Source organism: Mucilaginibacter boryungensis (assembly GCF_015221995.1).
In the GTDB taxonomy this organism is placed as follows: Bacteria; Bacteroidota; Bacteroidia; order Sphingobacteriales; family Sphingobacteriaceae; genus Mucilaginibacter; species Mucilaginibacter boryungensis.
In genome coordinates this window covers 1,472,283-1,488,577 of sequence record NZ_JADFFM010000002.1, presented here as the reverse complement: position 1 = coordinate 1,488,577, position 16,295 = coordinate 1,472,283, and the positions used below count along the sequence as shown (strand labels likewise).

The following is a 16,295-nucleotide window of genomic DNA, read 5'->3' as shown; positions in this document are numbered from 1 at the left end:
CTAAAACACCGTATCATGCAATTCCGCAGCATGCTGTGGATAATCCGTTGTATAATGCAATCCCCGGCTTTCTTTCCTCATCATAGCCGATTTTACTACGATATAGGATACCTGTATCAAATTACGCAGCTCGCAAAGTTTTACCGATAGTTTGGTTTGCTTGTAGAAAGATTCTGTTTCTTCGTACAGTAAACCTAAACGGCGCATAGCCCTTTCTAAACGAAAATCTGAACGGACTATACCTACATAGTCATTCATCAGCTTTTGCATTTCACGGATATTGTGGGTAACCAATATATCCTCGTTTAACAGCTTTACACCTTTCTCGTCCCAGTCAGGTATATGATCGGGAATAACGTTATCTTGAAAAGCAGCAACAGCATCTTCATAAATACGATGTGCAAAAACAAGTGCTTCTAATAATGAATTGGAAGCCAACCTATTAGCGCCATGTAACCCGGTAGATGAGCATTCGCCGCAGGCATATAACCTATCTATAGATGATTTGCCCGAATGATCTACCATAATACCACCGCACATATAATGACAAGCCGGCGAAACCGGGATCATATCGCGGGTCATATCAATACCAATATCCAGGCATTTGGCATATATATTTGGAAAATGTTCCAGTATATCTTTTTTACTGCGATGGGTTACATCCAGGTAAACAAAATCCTCGCCTGATTTTTTTATCTCGGCATCTATGGCACGGGCAACAATATCACGGGGGGCTAGTGATCCGCGCTTATCGTATTCCTGCATAAATTCTTCGCCATTGGTGCGTTTCAAAACTCCACCGAAACCACGCACTGCTTCAGAAATTAAAAATGAAGGATATTCTCCCGGATTATATAAAGCAGTAGGGTGAAACTGCATAAATTCCATATTGCGTACTTTACCCTTAGCCCGGTAAACCATGGCCACACCATCGCCGGTGGCAATAGTAGGGTTGGTAGTTATGGCATAAATATGCCCGGCCCCACCAGAAGCCATAACGGTAACCTTCGACAGTATTTTTTCAACCACGTTAGTATGCGTATTAAAAGCATAAATACCGTAGCAGGTTATATCATCGCTGGCTTTATTTACATACTCTCCTAAATGATGTTGGGTGATCAAGTCTACCGCAAAATAGTGGGTCAGTATCTCAATGTTGGGGTTTTTGTGTATTTGTTCTAATAGCGTAGTTTCTATCTCTAACCCGGTAATATCCTTATAATGCAGCACCCGGTATTCGGAGTGTCCGCCCTCTTTTGCCAGGTCATAAAAGCCTTCGTGGGTTTTGTCAAAGTTGGTTCCGTAATCAATAATTTCCTTAATCCGGGCGGGCCCTTCTTCTACCACAATTTCCACAACTTCTCTATCGCACAACCCGTCGCCAGCAATTAAGGTGTCTTCAATATGTTTTTCAAAGGAATCTTCCTTTTTATCAACAACCACCGCAACACCTCCCTGGGCATACTTAGTGTTGCTCTCGTCCTCGTTAGCTTTTGTAACTATCAGTACTTTACCATGTTTTGCTGCTTTAAGTGCAAAACTTAATCCTGCTATACCCGATCCCACTACCAGGAAATCAACATTTTTAGTCATATAAAGGTTAAAGATGTTTAAAAATTGAATGCATGTTAACAAGCCGCTTAAAAGATGTTAATTTTGTGTAAGCAAATACATGATAACTATTTTGATTGTGTAAAAGTGCTGTTTTTCCCTTTAAATTGAATTACTTTTGAGCAATTTACAAGCAGATATACCTGGTTAATTAACATTTTTAAACATAAGAAAATCTCAACAAATAAGTTTTTAATAAAATATTTGATTGTCATAGTTATCTCAAAATCAATCATCTAATAAAATTAAAACCTCAATTATATGTTGATAAATAGTTAAAAACAATATTAGGCGAATTTTCTATTCCAAATTATGCACAGAACTAACACCTTAATAACAATAGGTTTATTTTATATAAATAATTAGTTGTTATTATTTGAATTGTTGAAATGGATACATTAGCAGAAATAAATATCAAAGGATTTGCGGACGAGTATATTGATCCGACACTTGACCTTTTTGATGAAATTGAAAAATTAAAAAAGGAAAAAAATGCAGTTATACTGGCCCACTATTATCAGGAACCCGATATACAGGATATTGCCGATTATATTGGCGATAGCCTGGGCCTATCGCAACAAGCTGCAAAAACCGATGCCGATATTATTGTTTTTGCCGGCGTACACTTTATGGCCGAAACCGCAAAAATACTTTCGCCAACAAAAAAAGTTTTATTACCCGACTTAAAAGCGGGCTGCAGCTTAGCCGACAGTTGCCCGCCGCATTTGTTTAAAAAGTTTAAAGAGCAATATCCCGATCACCTGGTGATCACTTATGTAAACTGTACAGCCGAGTTAAAAGCAATGAGCGATATTGTTTGTACATCAAGCAACGCTATCCAGATTGTAGAAAGTTTACCGGCTGATCAGAAAATAATTTTTGGGCCTGATAAAAACCTGGGGGCATATGTGGCTAAGAAAACGGGTCGCGACCTGGTTTTATGGAATGGCGCCTGTATGGTGCACGAGATATTCAGCCGCGAAAAGATCATTAAACTGAAAGAACGCCATCCGGGCGTAAAGCTGTTAGCGCATCCGGAATGCGAAAATGTAATACTGCAAATGGCCGACTATATTGGGTCGACCACCGGTATACTGAAATATGCTACATCGCACCCTGATAAGGAATTTATAGTGGCTACTGAAGCCGGTATTATTCACCAGATGCAGAAGGATAATCCAGATAAAGTGTTTATTCCAGCACCGCCAAATAATAATTGCGCCTGTAACGATTGTCCGCACATGAAACGCAATACGCTTGAAAAACTTTACCTGTGCTTAAAAAATGAAGCGCCTGAAATAACGCTTCCTGCTGATATTATTGAAAAAGCGGTAAAACCTATTGAAAGGATGCTGGAAATATCGGCAAGGTTGGGGTTGTAAAAGCTTATTATTCCGCGCGTTATTGCTGTAAGGGTTTAATAATTTGGAAACGGATAGCCTTACAAAAGAAGTAAAGTTATGCGCATTAACACCAATAATATGATGTTAAAGCGAAACTATCTCCAAACATATCGTTTGCTGATAAAGGAATATAAACAGGTAAAAGCAAGGGAACATCCACATTCAAGCTTGCTAAGGATTTCTATGAAACTCATAAAAATGAACGGCGAAGCTTTTTTAAGCATTACAACCGGTATAAACAGGACGAGTTTAGTAAAAAAACGCCGGCCACGCCCGGCGTTTTAGGGGATTAATTAGGAGATAAAGCTTTATTTAAGTAGTTGCTTCCTGAGAAAAAGAGATGCTTGCCGAAAGCACCAGCCGGTAGATTTGTTCTTTGGCTGCCCGGAACTCTTTGACCAGGTTGCTCATAAAATATTCCAATTTGACCTGGGTTGCCGCGAGTGATTCCGAGTCTTCGGGGATAATATCCTCTGCCATCAGTTCCAGTTGGGTCAGCTGCCCGGCAAGCAAGTCATCCACTTCCATGGCTTCCAGCTTGTCCAGCAGGCTGCCGCAGGCGATGAGCCTGCCAATGTGTTCGGTATCCTGTAGGCGGCTAATATAGCGATTCAGAAGCTGACGCAGGAAGCTGGTTTCAACCTTAAAAAAGTCGAGGTCGGCACGCCAGCGTTTGGCGATCACGAAATATTGCAGAGACCTTGCGGACATGGTAAAGATTTGTTCCATAGTTTATGCGGCGTTCGTTTCCGTAAAGCTCGTATTCCGAAACCTGTAACCAAATGCCGGAGATCATTAAATTTGATGATCCTCATCATTTCTACGCCTTGGTCTGGCAAGGCATTGTCAGCGTGATGAGCAGGTTGGGTTCGTCGGCAAGTACTTATTCGGTCAGGCGTGTTCGAATCGGTTGAAATAAGCCAGTTCGAGACTTTCGCGATGGTCGGGATGCGCCAGTTCGATGAGCGCCTGGGCCCGCTGCTTCAGGTTTTTTCCAAACAAATTAATGATCCCATGTTCGGTCACTACCCAATGCACGTGTCCACGTGTGGTAACCACGCCCGCACCTTCTTTCAGGAAAGGAACGATCCGGCTAATGCCTTTATTGGTCTGTGACGGCAATGCGATGATCGGCTTGCCCCCGGCAGAGAGCGACGCACCACGAATAAAATCCATCTGGCCGCCTATCCCGGAATACTGGAAGGTGCCGATGGAATCGGAACAAACCTGGCCGGTCAGGTCGATCTCTATGGCGCTGTTAATTGCCGTTACCTTGGGGTTCTGACGGATAATGCTGGTGTCGTTCACATAACTGATATCCATCACGCGGATGCCGGGGTTATCGTTAACATAGTCGTACAATTTACGGGTACCGGTAATAAAGGCGGTCACAGAGCGGCCGACATTAAGCTTTTTACAGCTGTTATCTATAATGCCACGCTGAATCAGTGGGATGATCCCGTCCGAGAACATTTCTGTATGGACACCCAGATGCTGGTGAGTGGTCAGATTTTTCAAGACCTGGTCTGGGATGCTGCCAATACCCAGCTGTAAAGTAGCACCATTCTCTACTAAAGAGGCTACATGATAACCTATCTTCTCGGTGACCGCATTGGTCTCCGCGTCATAGTCAATCTCCGGCAGTTCTGCGGAATGCCAAACCATGGCGTTGATCTTGCTGATATGGAGAAAGCTTTCGCCATGGGTCCTGGGCATTAAAGGGTTGACCTGCGCGACCACATAAGTCGCCATATCGACGGCCGCCCGGGCGATATCGACAGAGGTACCCAGCGAACAGTAGCCGTGTGCATCCGGGGGTGATACCTGAATCAGGGCTACATCAATAGGCAGAATATTTTCGCGGAACAGCTGCGGTATCTGGCTTAAAAAGATAGGCACATAATCCCCGTCATCACTGTTCACCACCTTACGGGTAGCTGCTGAAACAAATAAGGAATTGAAAAAAAAGGATTTGCGGTGTTCCGGGCGGTCGAAGTTTACATCGCCCAGCGTGGTAATGCTGACCAGCTCCACATTGTACAGCTCATGGTGACAGGCCTGCAGGGCTTCCACCAGGCAAATCGGGGTAGCAGCGCTGCCGTGGATAAATACCCGGTTACCGGATGCTACACATTTCAAAGCCTCTGCTGCGGGGATATATTGTATCTCGTTCATTTCAATGATATTAGGTGGTCAAAATTAGAATCCCGGCCGTTCCCAAATACTGATGCGGAACAACCGGGAATATGATATTGGTCATTTCCGGCCAACCTTAGTCCTTTTCGAACAGCCAGCGTAGCGGCTTGCGGCGTTCCTCCGGTTTCAGGCCGAATTCCCGGACGCTTTTTTCGCGAATATATTCCACGGCTTCCGCAATATCATCGGTCACCAGAAAAAGACGGGTATCGGTGTCGCTGATAGTCGCATTCTTTTGCATGACCCGGATATGCTGTAATAACTCCTCATGGTAAGCTTTACCGAAGATAACGATCGGAAAGTTTTTGATCTTGCGTGTCTGAATGAGCGTGAGCGCTTCAAAATACTCATCCAGGGTTCCGTATCCGCCGGGCATAACGATAAAGGCAAAGGAATATTTCACCAGTAGCACCTTCCGGAGGAAGAAGTGCTTCATATAGACCCATTTATCCAGGTAAGGATTCGGCGCCTGTTCAACCGGCAGTTGTATATTGCAACCTACGGACCTGCCGCCAACCTCTTTAGCCCCACGGTTAGCCGCTTCCATAAGTCCCGGGCCGCCGCCAGTGAGGATGGTGAAACCCAGCCTGGCGAATTCACCGGCTGCTTTTCGGGTCAGTTCATAATAAGGATGATCCTCTTTGTAGCGTGCCGAACCAAAAACAGTGATACAGGGGCCTAAAAAATGCAGCCCCCGGAACCCACGGATCAGGTCCAGCATGGTCTCGAAGGTAAATTTCAATTCCTTCAGGCGGGACTGCGGCCCGGCCAGGAATTTAATTTCGGTGTTGATAGCGGTATTGTCCATTAGTAGGGGAATATGATAATTGGTACTGCAATAGCTGCCGGCATGTCTTCTTCTCCACCATTAATAACTGCAAGCGGCCGGGGTAACACCCCGGCCGGCTGGGTTTGCCCGACGATGATGTTTAAATGCAGATGCCGGGCAATGTTTAGCGCCTGTCTTGCCGCGTTCTCCCTGGCTGTCGTTTGGTCTGCGATAAGGAGGATCGATTTCATATTGATGGGTCTGAGATGGTTACGCAAAGTTTGAATTTTTAACAGGCCTGTAATATGATGACCGTCAGTAACAAACCTGCTGCTGGTCAGTTTTTTTAGGGGCAGGCGGCAAAGTGTTGCAAAAAATGACACAGGTCACTTTTTTAACTGAATTATATTATGTTTTTTGTGATCCTTATTCCTAATATTTGTAATAAATATCATTAGCAAGACTGGGTCACGACATGGAAAATGCCGCACTATTAAAAGCAATCATAGAAAATGCGATCGATGGGATCATCACCATTGATGGGCGCGGACATATTGAAACAATCAATCCGGCAGCCTGTAAATTATTCCAGTACGGCCCGGAAGAGGTTATCGGTAAAAACGTATCCGTATTGATGCCGCCCCCCGACCGGGACCAGCATGACCAATATATAGAGCGCTACCAACGTACGCACGAGCCGCATATTATCGGTATCGGCCGGGAGGTTAAAGGCCTTCGTAAAGATGGCTCCGTATTTCCTTTCCGTTTAGGGGTCAGCGAAGTGCCCTTTCCGGGACGGAAGATATTTACCGGTTTTATACATGACCTGTCGCGCGAGAAAGAAGCTGAAGAGCAATTGAAAGAATATGCCGCGCACCTGGAAGAGTTGGTGGAGAACCGGACACAAAACCTGAAGAACGCCATCCTGGAATTACAGTTAGCCAAGGAAGAAGTGAGTTCCTCCCTGGAAAAGGAAAAGGAACTCGGACAATTGAAAAGCCGGTTTGTATCAATGGCCTCGCATGAATTCCGGACGCCACTCAGCGCAATTCAGCTTTCCTCATCGCTGATAGAAAAATATGCACAGCCTTTTGACAACGCAAATATTACCAAGCATGTCGCCAAGATCAAGAACTCGGTAGGCAACCTGACCAATATCCTCAATGATTTTCTGTCGCTGGAAAAGCTGGAGGCGGGAAAGGTGGAAGCCACCAGCCAGAATTTTGACCTGGTCAAAATGTCCGAGGAAATGACTGAGGAGTTGCAGTTGGTCGCCAAGCAAAATCAGAACATTATTTACCAGCATACCGGCACGCTCAGTATGGTGAACCTGGATCCGAACCTGATCAAGAACTGCGTGATCAACCTGATCGGCAATGCCATCAAGTATTCGGGAGAGAATACCTTTATTGAATTTAATACGGAAATCAACGACAAGGCCTGCGTCATCACGATTCGGGATAACGGCATCGGTATCCCTGAAGCCGACCAGAAACATTTGTTCGAAGCATTTTTCCGGGCGCATAATACAGGCAACATCCCCGGAACGGGATTAGGCCTGAATATTGTTTCCCGCTATACCCGCCTGATGAATGGCGAGATCGCTTTCAAGAGCGACGTCAACCAGGGCACTTTATTTAAGATCACTATCCCATTGATATGAAAAAGAAAGTACTGATCATTGAAGATAATAACGATATCCGCGACAATGTCGTGGAGATCCTTGGCCTGGCCGGCTATGAAGTGTACGATGCCGCCAACGGTAAAGCCGGCGTTGACCTGGCGACCACCCATTTGCCCGATATTATCCTGTGCGACATTATGATGCCCGAACTGGACGGCTACGGTGTGTTGCATATCCTGCATAAAAATGCGGAAACCGCGGCGATCCCTTTTATTTTCCTGACCGCCAAAGCCGAACGCGTGGACCTGCGCAAAGGCATGGAAATGGGTGCGGACGATTACCTGACCAAACCTTTTGACGACCTTGACCTGCTGAATGCGATCGAAAGCCGTTTGAAGAAAAAAGAGGTGCATCAGCATTTTTACAGCCGCTCTTTGGATTCACTGGGCAACCTGATCTCCAAGAATGACGGACTGGCGGAATTAAAGAGGATCATCCAGGAACGCAAAAGCCGGCTCTTTAAAAAGAACCAGGTTATTTATTATGACGGCGATAAGGGTGCGGGGCTATACCTGGTGCTGAGCGGTAAGGTAAAAACGATCCGCCTGGCCGAGGATGGGCGTGAACTGATGACAGGCATTTACAGCAATGACGAGTATCTGGGCATTCATGCCATGCTGACCAATGAACCTTATACCGATACCGCTACCGCGCTTGAAGACTGTGCACTTTGCATGATCCCTCGGGACCAACTGGAGCAATTGCTGCATGCTTCACCGGAGGTTGGCCGCGAGTTCATTAAGCTGCTGGCGGATAACATCCGTGAAAAAGAAGAACAGTTGATGCAGTTGGCTTATCATTCCGTGCGTAAGCGTATGGCCGAGGCGATGCTGCGGCTATATCGTCAGCCTTCCGGAGAAAAGGATGGCTTTAAGATCACCCGGGAGGACCTGGCAGCAATGGCAGGTATGGCAACTGAAACGGTCAGCCGGACACTATCCGACTTTAAGGATGAGGGCCTGATAGAGAAAAAAGGCAGCCTGATCACGATCCTGGAGCCGGAGAAACTGGCTAAAATGAAAAACTGATACACATCATATTTTGAGCTGACTCCGCTCATTCCCAGGGTGGCTGCTTTGGGGTAGTTTTGTTTGAAATAAACAAATCGATGAAAGCAGTTGCATTCAGTATTAAGCCATTTGAAAAAGAATACCTGGCTAAGGCTAACCAGAAGAAGCACGATATTACACTGATATCCAACCCCCTTTCCATTGGTACGGCATTGTACGCCAGTGGGAAGGATGCCGTGATCGTGTTTACTAATGATGATGTTTCTGCACCTGTGGTGGAAAAGCTGGCCAGTTTGGGGGTACGTTATATCGTTACCAGATCCTCCGGTACTGATCATATCGACAAGGCTGCTGTTGCGGCTTATGGCATTAAATTAGCCAGTGTTCCATCTTACTCCCCTCAGGCGATCGCTGAACATTCCCTGGCCCTTGCTTTTGCACTAAACCGCCAGATCGTTAAGGCCGACCATCACGCCCATGATTTCGATTTCCGCAATGATGACCTCGTCGGCTTCAATTTTGCCGGCAAGACCGTAGGCATCATTGGCATGGGCAGCACCGGACAAGCCGCTGCGGCCATTTATCATGGCTTAGGCTGTCAGCTGGTCGCTTATGACGAAAAGTTCCCGCGTAATTTCCGTTACGTGAAGCCGGTTTCCCTGGAACATCTTTACCGCCTGGCGGATATCATCTCTATTCACGTTCCTTTAACGGAAGAAACCCGGTATATGATCAACAGTGAGTCGCTTCAGCAAATGAAGCCCGGCGTTATGCTGATCAATACTTCCCGCGGACAACTGCTGCAAACGGCAGATGTACTGGCCGCGCTGGAAGAAAAAAAGGTTGGTTACCTTGGCCTGGATGTCTACGAATTCGAAAAAGGGCTATTCTTCGAGAACCATGGTAACGACCCGGTAAAGGATCATTTATTGCTGCAGTTATTGGGCCACCCCAATGTGCTGGTCACCCCACACCAGGCTTACCTGACCAAGGAAGCGCTCCAGCAGATAGCCGACCAGACCATCCGCAGTCTCGACCTGTGGCAACAAAATAAATGCGTAGGCAAAGCCTGCGCATGCGGCCAAACCTGCAAAACAACCCCTGTTATATCAGATGGCGTAGCCCAACTAAAGAACTGATTATGGAACAAAACTATAAAGCACTGGCCGATAAATACAATGTACCCGTGCCCCGCTATACCAGTTACCCAACCATGCCTTATTGGGACCCGAACACTTTTAACCGCCAAAGCTGGGAAGATTCCGTGCGTTTTTCCTTTACGGAAAGCAATGCAGTATCTGGCATAAGTGTGTATATTCACCTGCCTTTCTGTGAAAGCCTTTGTACTTATTGCGGCTGTAATACCCGTATCACCAAAAATCACGGTGTAGAAGAACCTTATATTGCAGCCGTGCTAAAAGAATGGGCGCTGTACCTTCAAATTTTTGCTGGCACACCGGTTATCCGGGAACTGCATTTGGGCGGTGGTACGCCTACTTTTTTCAGCCCGCAAAACCTGCGCTTACTGATTAGTGGCATCCTAAAAGATGCCTGTGTCCATCCCAGTGCGGAATTCAGCTTCGAGGCCCATCCCGCCAATACTACAACTGACCATCTGCAGGTGCTTTTCGATCTGGGATTCCGCAGGCTGAGCCTCGGGATACAGGACTTCGACCCGCGGGTACAGTTCATTATCAACCGGCACCAAAGCGTAGAGCAGGTCCAGACGGTAACCACCCAGGCACGCGGCATTGGATACACTTCCATCAATTACGACCTGATCTACGGCTTACCGCACCAGAACCTGGAAGGGCTGATCAATACCATGAATATCGTGGCCGGGTTGAGACCGGACCGTATTGCCTTCTATAGTTATGCCCATGTGCCCTGGATCAAACCGGGCCAGCGACGTTTTACGGAAGCGGACCTTCCTAACCCAGAACAAAAGGGCAAACTGCAGGAGGCCGGCCGCATCTTGCTACTGAGCTACGGCTACCAGGAAATTGGGATGGACCATTTTGCGCTGCCCGCTGATGAACTGTTCGCTGCTGAAAGGGATGGCAGACTGCACCGCAACTTTATGGGCTATACCGAGCAGCATACCCAGCTGCTGGTGGGATTAGGCGTTTCTTCGATCAGCGATAGCTGGTACGCCTTTGCCCAGAATGTCAAAACCTTAGAGGAATATTTGTTGCAAGTCAACCAGGGAGAATTGCCGGTTTTTAAGGGGCATGGCTTAAGCGATGAAGATTTGCAAATCCGCCGCCATATCCTCGACATTATGTGCAAACAACGCACCTACTGGGATGCTGAACTGATGGCCTGCGTATTACCTGAAGTGTTGAAACGATTAGAGCCGCTGGAAGCGGACGGACTGGTTTACTTGTCAGATCACGGTTTGCAGGTCACCGAGACCGGGAAGCGATTTTTAAGAAATATCTGTTTATGTTTTGACGCCCGTCTTTGGGCGGATAAACCCGCCACCCAGTTATTCAGCATGGCAATCTGAGCCAAAACTTCTGGTAGTATATGGCCATCCGACCAGGTAGCCGGGGCCAAGGTTCCCCGCCAATTACTTTTGCTTAAGCTTAGCGGAACGCGGTCCACGAAAGGACGCAAGGATGCCCAGAAGAAGCAACAGGCGCGCTAACGGCACGATGTCGATCACCTGGGTATCCATTAAAATTCAGTCAGGTATTTTTGACATCCCGAACCAAAGAACTATCAGGTGTTCCCAGGGCCGACCAACAAAACACCTTTTGCCATATTATAAATTCAGGGCTGGCCTATCTCCAGCACAATACGACCGTCGATCTTCCCTGCTTTCATCTGATCAAAAACGTCATTGATATCTTCCAGTTTTGCTTTATGAATGGTTGCCCTCACCTTGCCTTCTACAGCAAATGCAACCGCTTCCTGCATATCCTTACGGGTACCTACGATGGAGCCACGCACGGTATAACGGTTCAACACGGTGTCAAATATGGACAGATCAAAACTGCCTTTAGGCAGACCGTTCAGGGCGATGGTGCCTTTACGGCGCAGGGCGGAAATACCTTGTTCAAAAGCGATTGGTGACACGGCAGTTACCAGTACGCCATGCATACCGCCAGCTTGTTTTTGCAGGTATGCACCCGGGTCTTCGTTTAGCGCATTAACAGTCAGATCGGCACCCAGTTCGCGGGCCAGGGCCAGCTTTTCGTCAGATACGTCGATCGCCGCCACATGCATACCCATCGCTTTAGCATATTGTACAGCCAGGTGGCCAAGGCCACCAACGCCAGAAATAGCCACCCATTCACCGGGTTTCACTTCTGTTTCTTTCAATCCTTTATAAACAGTTACGCCGGCACAGATGATCGGCGCCATTTCAGCAAAATCAATGCCCGCAGGGAAATGTGCCACATAACGCGGATCGGCCAGCACGTACTCGGCAAAACCGCCATCCACACTGTAACCGCCATTTTGCTGGGTGCCGCAAAGGGTTTCCCAACCGGTGATACAAAATTCACAGCAGCCACAAGCGCTGTGCAGCCAGGGAACTCCAACAATATCACCTTCTTTAACTTCCGTCACATCCGATCCCAGCGCCACAACATAACCAATGGCCTCGTGGCCCGGGATCAATGGCAAATTTGGTTTGACCGGCCAGTCGCCATTACAGGCATGAAGGTCTGTATGGCAAACGCCACAGGCGATCACTTTAACCAATATCTGGTGAGCATGTGGGGTTTTAACAGGTACTTGTTCAATTTGCAGCGGCGCACCGAACTCGCGGATTACGGCTACTTTCATAGTCTGGGGTATCATCTTGGTAGGGTTTAGTGTTTTAAAAAAGGACAAAAGCCAGGATCATGAGCAAATGGATAGCCACGCTTGAAGCGAAAAGCCATAACAGGGTTTTAATACCCGCGCCACCCATGCCTGCGATGATGTTAGCAAAGAATAAGGTCAGCGTTATGAACAGAACAGCTATTGGCGCACCCGCATAATAAATCAATGCAGCCGGTACCGGTAAAAAGAAAACACCCTGAAAAACCAGCGATACCAGGAACCAAAGGGTAATACGGTCAGCCTGGCTTTCCATGAACTGATTCCATTTGTCTATAAATGTGTTGGTGTTGACCGGCGGGGCAGCTTTGGCATCCCACGCGGTGTTTGTAGTTATAGTTGTCATATTAAAATCGTTTGATGCAACAAATATCCGGGTCAGGCGAAAAAACGACCATGACCGCTGCACGATTTAAAAATGATCCTGATCACATTTACCGGCTGGCAACTAATTGGGTGACAGGAAATTTTTGAATATTAGCCGCCGGTAACAGGCATAGAAGGTTCTAACATTTGTTAACGGGTTATATAACTAAAGTGGGAATCACCTTGCCAAAAACCTTTAACCGCCGCGATGGAGAGGACGATGATAATAACGTTTAATATGTATCCTGAATATATCGTAAAAGAGTGCGAAAAGCAGCAATGCTACCGGTACAAGGAACGCATGATAACTCCAATAGTGAAATAGATATGCCCCGGCAAGTGCTCCAGATAAAAAGCCAAAAATGATAATACCCCTCAATTTTACACGCCGATACAATTCCCCATCTCTCATATTCCGTTTTTTGTAAAGTTGTGCTAATTCAATACCAAGGTCGGTGAATGTCCCTGTTAGATGGGTAGTGCGAACCTGAGCCCCGGAGACCATTGTAACTAACGCATTTTGCATGCCCATGATAAATAATAAGCTGCCCGCAAATATTTCCCGGGCGACCAGGCTATGGTGGTAACGATAGCCGAACAAGGTGATCAAAAGAAAGACGATAATTTCCAGCAGTAAGGGGATCACATAAGAAAAACGCCGGTTGCGGCCAATGTGGTTCATAATCAAGCTGGAACAAAATGCGCCTCCAAGAAAAAGCATCATCCAAAGCGCAATTACGCGAGATGCTTTCCAATCTTCCATAACCAACCGCTCAGCAAAAAACGCCGCGTGTCCGGTAACATTGGTGGTCAGCACTGCAAAACCAAGAAATCCGGCGGCATTGGTAAATCCAGCATTCAAACTAAGCAGTGTAGCAATGCTCACGTTATGCCGGTACGTTCGACGTGTCCCTATGTGTCTGAACATAATTATCTGATTAATGACAAATGGCAACGCCTTGCTGTTGCTTAGCAGGGCTAAGGTAAGGAATATCGAGGCTAAGGCCGCGTAATAAGAACCAGCATCCTAAAAAAATCATGAGGAACGGCATCCCTTTATTGATCCGGCGCCGAAATACCGGCCCTATATAGCCTGAGCCGATGGTAGCCAGCAGCATTAAAGGAAATGTACCCGCCCCAAAGCAAAACATATATTGCGCCGAGGCAACCGGCGATGAGGTATTTACAGCACCCACTAAAGCCAAATAGACAAAGCCGCAGGGAAGGAAACCATTTAGGATGCCTACAATAAAATGGCCCAACTGATGGTTGAGCGCATACCGGATCAATTTTTGAATGGGCGAAAGCAGTACCGGCATGAAACTGTTTTGACTTACCCTCATTTTAAACAACCTGGAGAAACCGGCGATGATAATTAACACCCCGCTGATAATACTGACACCTTGCTGTAAGCCGGCCAGCCATAATTGCTTACCCAGCAAGCCGATCAAAAACCCCAGGAGGGTATAACTCAGCACCCGGCCAAAATTGTAAATCAGTTTATCAGCTATCACGCGCCACCAGCCGTTATGAAAGCTGGGTACCGCAAAGGCCAGTGGCCCGCACATGCCGATGCAATGCACGCTACCGAAAAGGCCAATATAAAAGGCAAGCTGGTTGGCCGACATTATAAGCTAAGTTCTTGTTGATATAAATACTGCTTCTTACCGCTTTGCCATTCCAACTGTATATGCCAACGGCCCTTGGCCAGCTGGCCCACGGGTAAAGCAACGGTATTTTGGGTGCGGGTGTTTATGGCATAACCTTTATCCTGTGATGCACTTGAAGGACGGATAAACTTAGCGGTGCCAGTGGCCGGGGCGGTAAATGCAACGATAACCGTATTGACCGTCACGGTGACCTTTGGCTCAGCATGGTCTGTGACAACCTGCCTTTCTTTGGCAAAATCAGCGTTAAAGCCGAGCCCCTTTTCATAGTATTGATGATCGTATTCATCTGCCGGGACCCGGAACATGTAAAAACACATGCTCAGGATGAAGAGCATAAATACGGACATTCCTAATATTAATCCTTTTCCCCAATTCATAATTAATCGTTTACAGGTCCAACAAATGTAGTACTAATGGTTTGTTTAAGCTGCTGCCCCGCATATAACTGCAGGTGGATATCTGTTTTGGCCGTGTGGATATGTGTTGCCGGCACTTCGATAAAGAACATGGTTTTCACCATGCCGCCTTTGGCCACAATTCCCGGTGCCTGAATATATTTGATCCTGATAGCCGGATCGTCTGCACGGATGGCGATCTTCCGGTTTTCATTGGTTTTATTGATGATCTCCGCATTGTAAATATTACTGATATAACCACCGGACTGTTCCTGATAAAGGGTACCCGCGCCGCGCATCACGGTCATGTCCATGTCGCTGCGGCTAAAGATAAAATAGCATAAGACACCAACCATCACCGTGATCACCGCCGCGTAGCCCTTCATTCTTAAAGTGAAGGAAGGCTTTTCTTTTACCCGGATCATGTTCTCTGAATAGAAGCCTATCAGGTTGGTTGGTTTGTTGATCTTGGTCATAACCTCATCGCAAACATCGATACAAGCGGTACAATTAACGCACTCAAGCTGCGTCCCTTTACGAATATCGATACCGGTAGGGCAAACCGACACGCACAGGCCGCAGTCCACGCAATCGCCTTTCAAATTAAAAGGATCGGCTACCTTTTGCAGCTTTCCACGCGGTTCACCCCGCACATCATTATAAGCAACAACCAGTGTATGCTCATCAATTAGTACGCTTTGCAAGCGGCCGTAAGGGCAGATCACCGTACAAACGATCTCCCGCACCTGGCTATAGACCAGATAAAACACCAGGGTAAATACCCAGATACTGGCAAAGCCGATCCAGTGTAGTGTAAGCGGTTCGGTGGCGATCCTGATCAGGTTTCCACTGCCGATCAGGTAGGCCAGGAAAGTATTGGCAATCAGGAAAGAAACCAGCAGGAAGGCGATATGCTTGACCACTTTTTTCCTGATCTTCACATTGGTCCAGGGGCCGGCATCCAGTTTTTTACGTTGATGCGCATCGCCTTCGATCCATTCCTCGATCTTACGGAAAACCATTTCCATAAAAATGGTTTGCGGACATATCCAGCCGCAGAAGATGCGGCCGAAGGCGATCGTGAACAATACGATACAAACCAGAAACACGAGCGAGGCCAGCATGAAGAGAAAAATATCCTGCGGCCAGAAAGCCTGGCCGAGGATCACAAAGTGCCGCTCCATAAAATTGAGCAGCAATAGGGGTTGGCCGCCGATTCGGATAAAGGGGCCGGTAAAAAAGAAGATCAGGTATACATAACTGATAGCCGACCGCCATTTATACAGCAGGCCTTTACGAATGAGTGGATAGATCCATTTTCGTTCATCTGTTTCCTTCTCCGCTAATAATCCACTCATTT

16 protein-coding genes are annotated in these 16,295 nt (G+C 46.9%); 5 read left to right on the top strand and 11 right to left on the bottom strand.

Annotated features, from left to right (window positions below):
- Positions 1–1,593: an L-aspartate oxidase gene (nadB, locus tag IRJ18_RS19455; RefSeq protein ID WP_194107954.1), complete on the bottom strand. Its 1,593-nt coding sequence runs from the start codon at positions 1,591–1,593 to the stop codon at positions 1–3.
- 407 nt (positions 1,594–2,000) lie between these two features.
- Here nadB and nadA point away from each other — a divergent pair, with 407 nt between their 5' ends.
- Positions 2,001–2,993: a quinolinate synthase NadA gene (gene nadA / locus IRJ18_RS19450; protein ID WP_194107953.1), complete on the top strand. Its 993-nt coding sequence runs from the start codon at positions 2,001–2,003 to the stop codon at positions 2,991–2,993.
- 333 nt (positions 2,994–3,326) lie between these two features.
- Here the strand turns inward: nadA and IRJ18_RS19445 are convergent, their stop codons facing one another.
- The 4 genes from IRJ18_RS19445 to IRJ18_RS19430 all read right to left on the bottom strand — a co-directional run bounded on the left by IRJ18_RS19445 (position 3,327) and on the right by IRJ18_RS19430 (position 6,230).
- Positions 3,327–3,743, bottom strand: a complete 417-nt coding sequence (locus tag IRJ18_RS19445) for a hypothetical protein (RefSeq protein WP_194107952.1) — start codon at positions 3,741–3,743, stop codon at positions 3,327–3,329.
- Between the two features lie 162 nt (positions 3,744–3,905).
- Positions 3,906–5,189: an acetyl-CoA hydrolase/transferase family protein gene (locus tag IRJ18_RS19440; RefSeq protein ID WP_194107951.1), complete on the bottom strand. Its 1,284-nt coding sequence runs from the start codon at positions 5,187–5,189 to the stop codon at positions 3,906–3,908.
- A 97-nt stretch (positions 5,190–5,286) separates the two neighbouring features.
- Positions 5,287–6,018, bottom strand: a complete 732-nt coding sequence (locus IRJ18_RS19435) for an LOG family protein (RefSeq protein ID WP_194107950.1) — start codon at positions 6,016–6,018, stop codon at positions 5,287–5,289.
- Positions 6,018–6,230, bottom strand: a complete 213-nt coding sequence (locus tag IRJ18_RS19430) for a hypothetical protein (RefSeq protein WP_194107949.1) — start codon at positions 6,228–6,230, stop codon at positions 6,018–6,020. The genes IRJ18_RS19435 and IRJ18_RS19430 overlap by 1 nt, the downstream gene beginning before the upstream one ends.
- Before the next feature lie 224 nt (positions 6,231–6,454).
- Here IRJ18_RS19430 and IRJ18_RS19425 point away from each other — a divergent pair, with 224 nt between their 5' ends.
- The 4 genes from IRJ18_RS19425 (at position 6,455) to hemN (ending at position 11,182) form a co-directional block, all read left to right on the top strand.
- Positions 6,455–7,642: a PAS domain-containing sensor histidine kinase gene (locus IRJ18_RS19425; RefSeq protein WP_194107948.1), complete on the top strand. Its 1,188-nt coding sequence runs from the start codon at positions 6,455–6,457 to the stop codon at positions 7,640–7,642.
- A complete protein-coding gene (locus IRJ18_RS19420) occupies positions 7,639–8,691 on the top strand; it encodes a response regulator (RefSeq protein WP_194107947.1) in 1,053 nt (350 codons plus the stop codon). Before IRJ18_RS19425 ends, IRJ18_RS19420 begins: the two co-directional genes overlap by 4 nt.
- Before the next feature lie 80 nt (positions 8,692–8,771).
- Entirely contained in the window at positions 8,772–9,812 is a 1,041-nt protein-coding gene (locus IRJ18_RS19415; protein WP_194107946.1) for a 2-hydroxyacid dehydrogenase, read from the top strand.
- Between the two features lie 2 nt (positions 9,813–9,814).
- The gene (gene hemN, locus IRJ18_RS19410) at positions 9,815–11,182 is read left to right on the top strand and encodes an oxygen-independent coproporphyrinogen III oxidase (protein ID WP_194107945.1); all 1,368 of its coding nucleotides are present in this window, start codon (positions 9,815–9,817) and stop codon (positions 11,180–11,182) included.
- 266 nt (positions 11,183–11,448) lie between these two features.
- On the opposite strand, the gene adhP is transcribed toward hemN, so the two are convergent.
- From adhP to ccoG, 6 genes are all read right to left on the bottom strand, one after another.
- A complete protein-coding gene (gene adhP / locus IRJ18_RS19405) occupies positions 11,449–12,483 on the bottom strand; it encodes an alcohol dehydrogenase AdhP (protein WP_194107944.1) in 1,035 nt (344 codons plus the stop codon).
- A 19-nt stretch (positions 12,484–12,502) separates the two neighbouring features.
- Positions 12,503–12,850, bottom strand: coding sequence for a hypothetical protein (locus IRJ18_RS19400; protein ID WP_194107943.1), 348 nt, complete (start codon positions 12,848–12,850; stop codon positions 12,503–12,505).
- A gap of 216 nt (positions 12,851–13,066) precedes the next feature.
- The gene (locus tag IRJ18_RS19395) at positions 13,067–13,756 is read right to left on the bottom strand and encodes a YoaK family protein (protein ID WP_317174108.1); all 690 of its coding nucleotides are present in this window, start codon (positions 13,754–13,756) and stop codon (positions 13,067–13,069) included.
- A 52-nt stretch (positions 13,757–13,808) separates the two neighbouring features.
- Positions 13,809–14,498, bottom strand: coding sequence for a sulfite exporter TauE/SafE family protein (locus IRJ18_RS19390; protein ID WP_194107941.1), 690 nt, complete (start codon positions 14,496–14,498; stop codon positions 13,809–13,811).
- Positions 14,498–14,917 carry a FixH family protein gene (locus IRJ18_RS19385; RefSeq protein WP_194107940.1) on the bottom strand — a complete coding sequence of 140 codons (420 nt, stop codon included), beginning with the start codon at positions 14,915–14,917 and terminating at the stop codon, positions 14,498–14,500. The genes IRJ18_RS19390 and IRJ18_RS19385 overlap by 1 nt, the downstream gene beginning before the upstream one ends.
- Positions 14,918–14,919: 2 nt before the next feature.
- Entirely contained in the window at positions 14,920–16,293 is a 1,374-nt protein-coding gene (gene ccoG, locus IRJ18_RS19380) for a cytochrome c oxidase accessory protein CcoG (RefSeq protein ID WP_194107939.1), read from the bottom strand.
- Positions 16,294–16,295 lie beyond the last annotated feature (2 nt).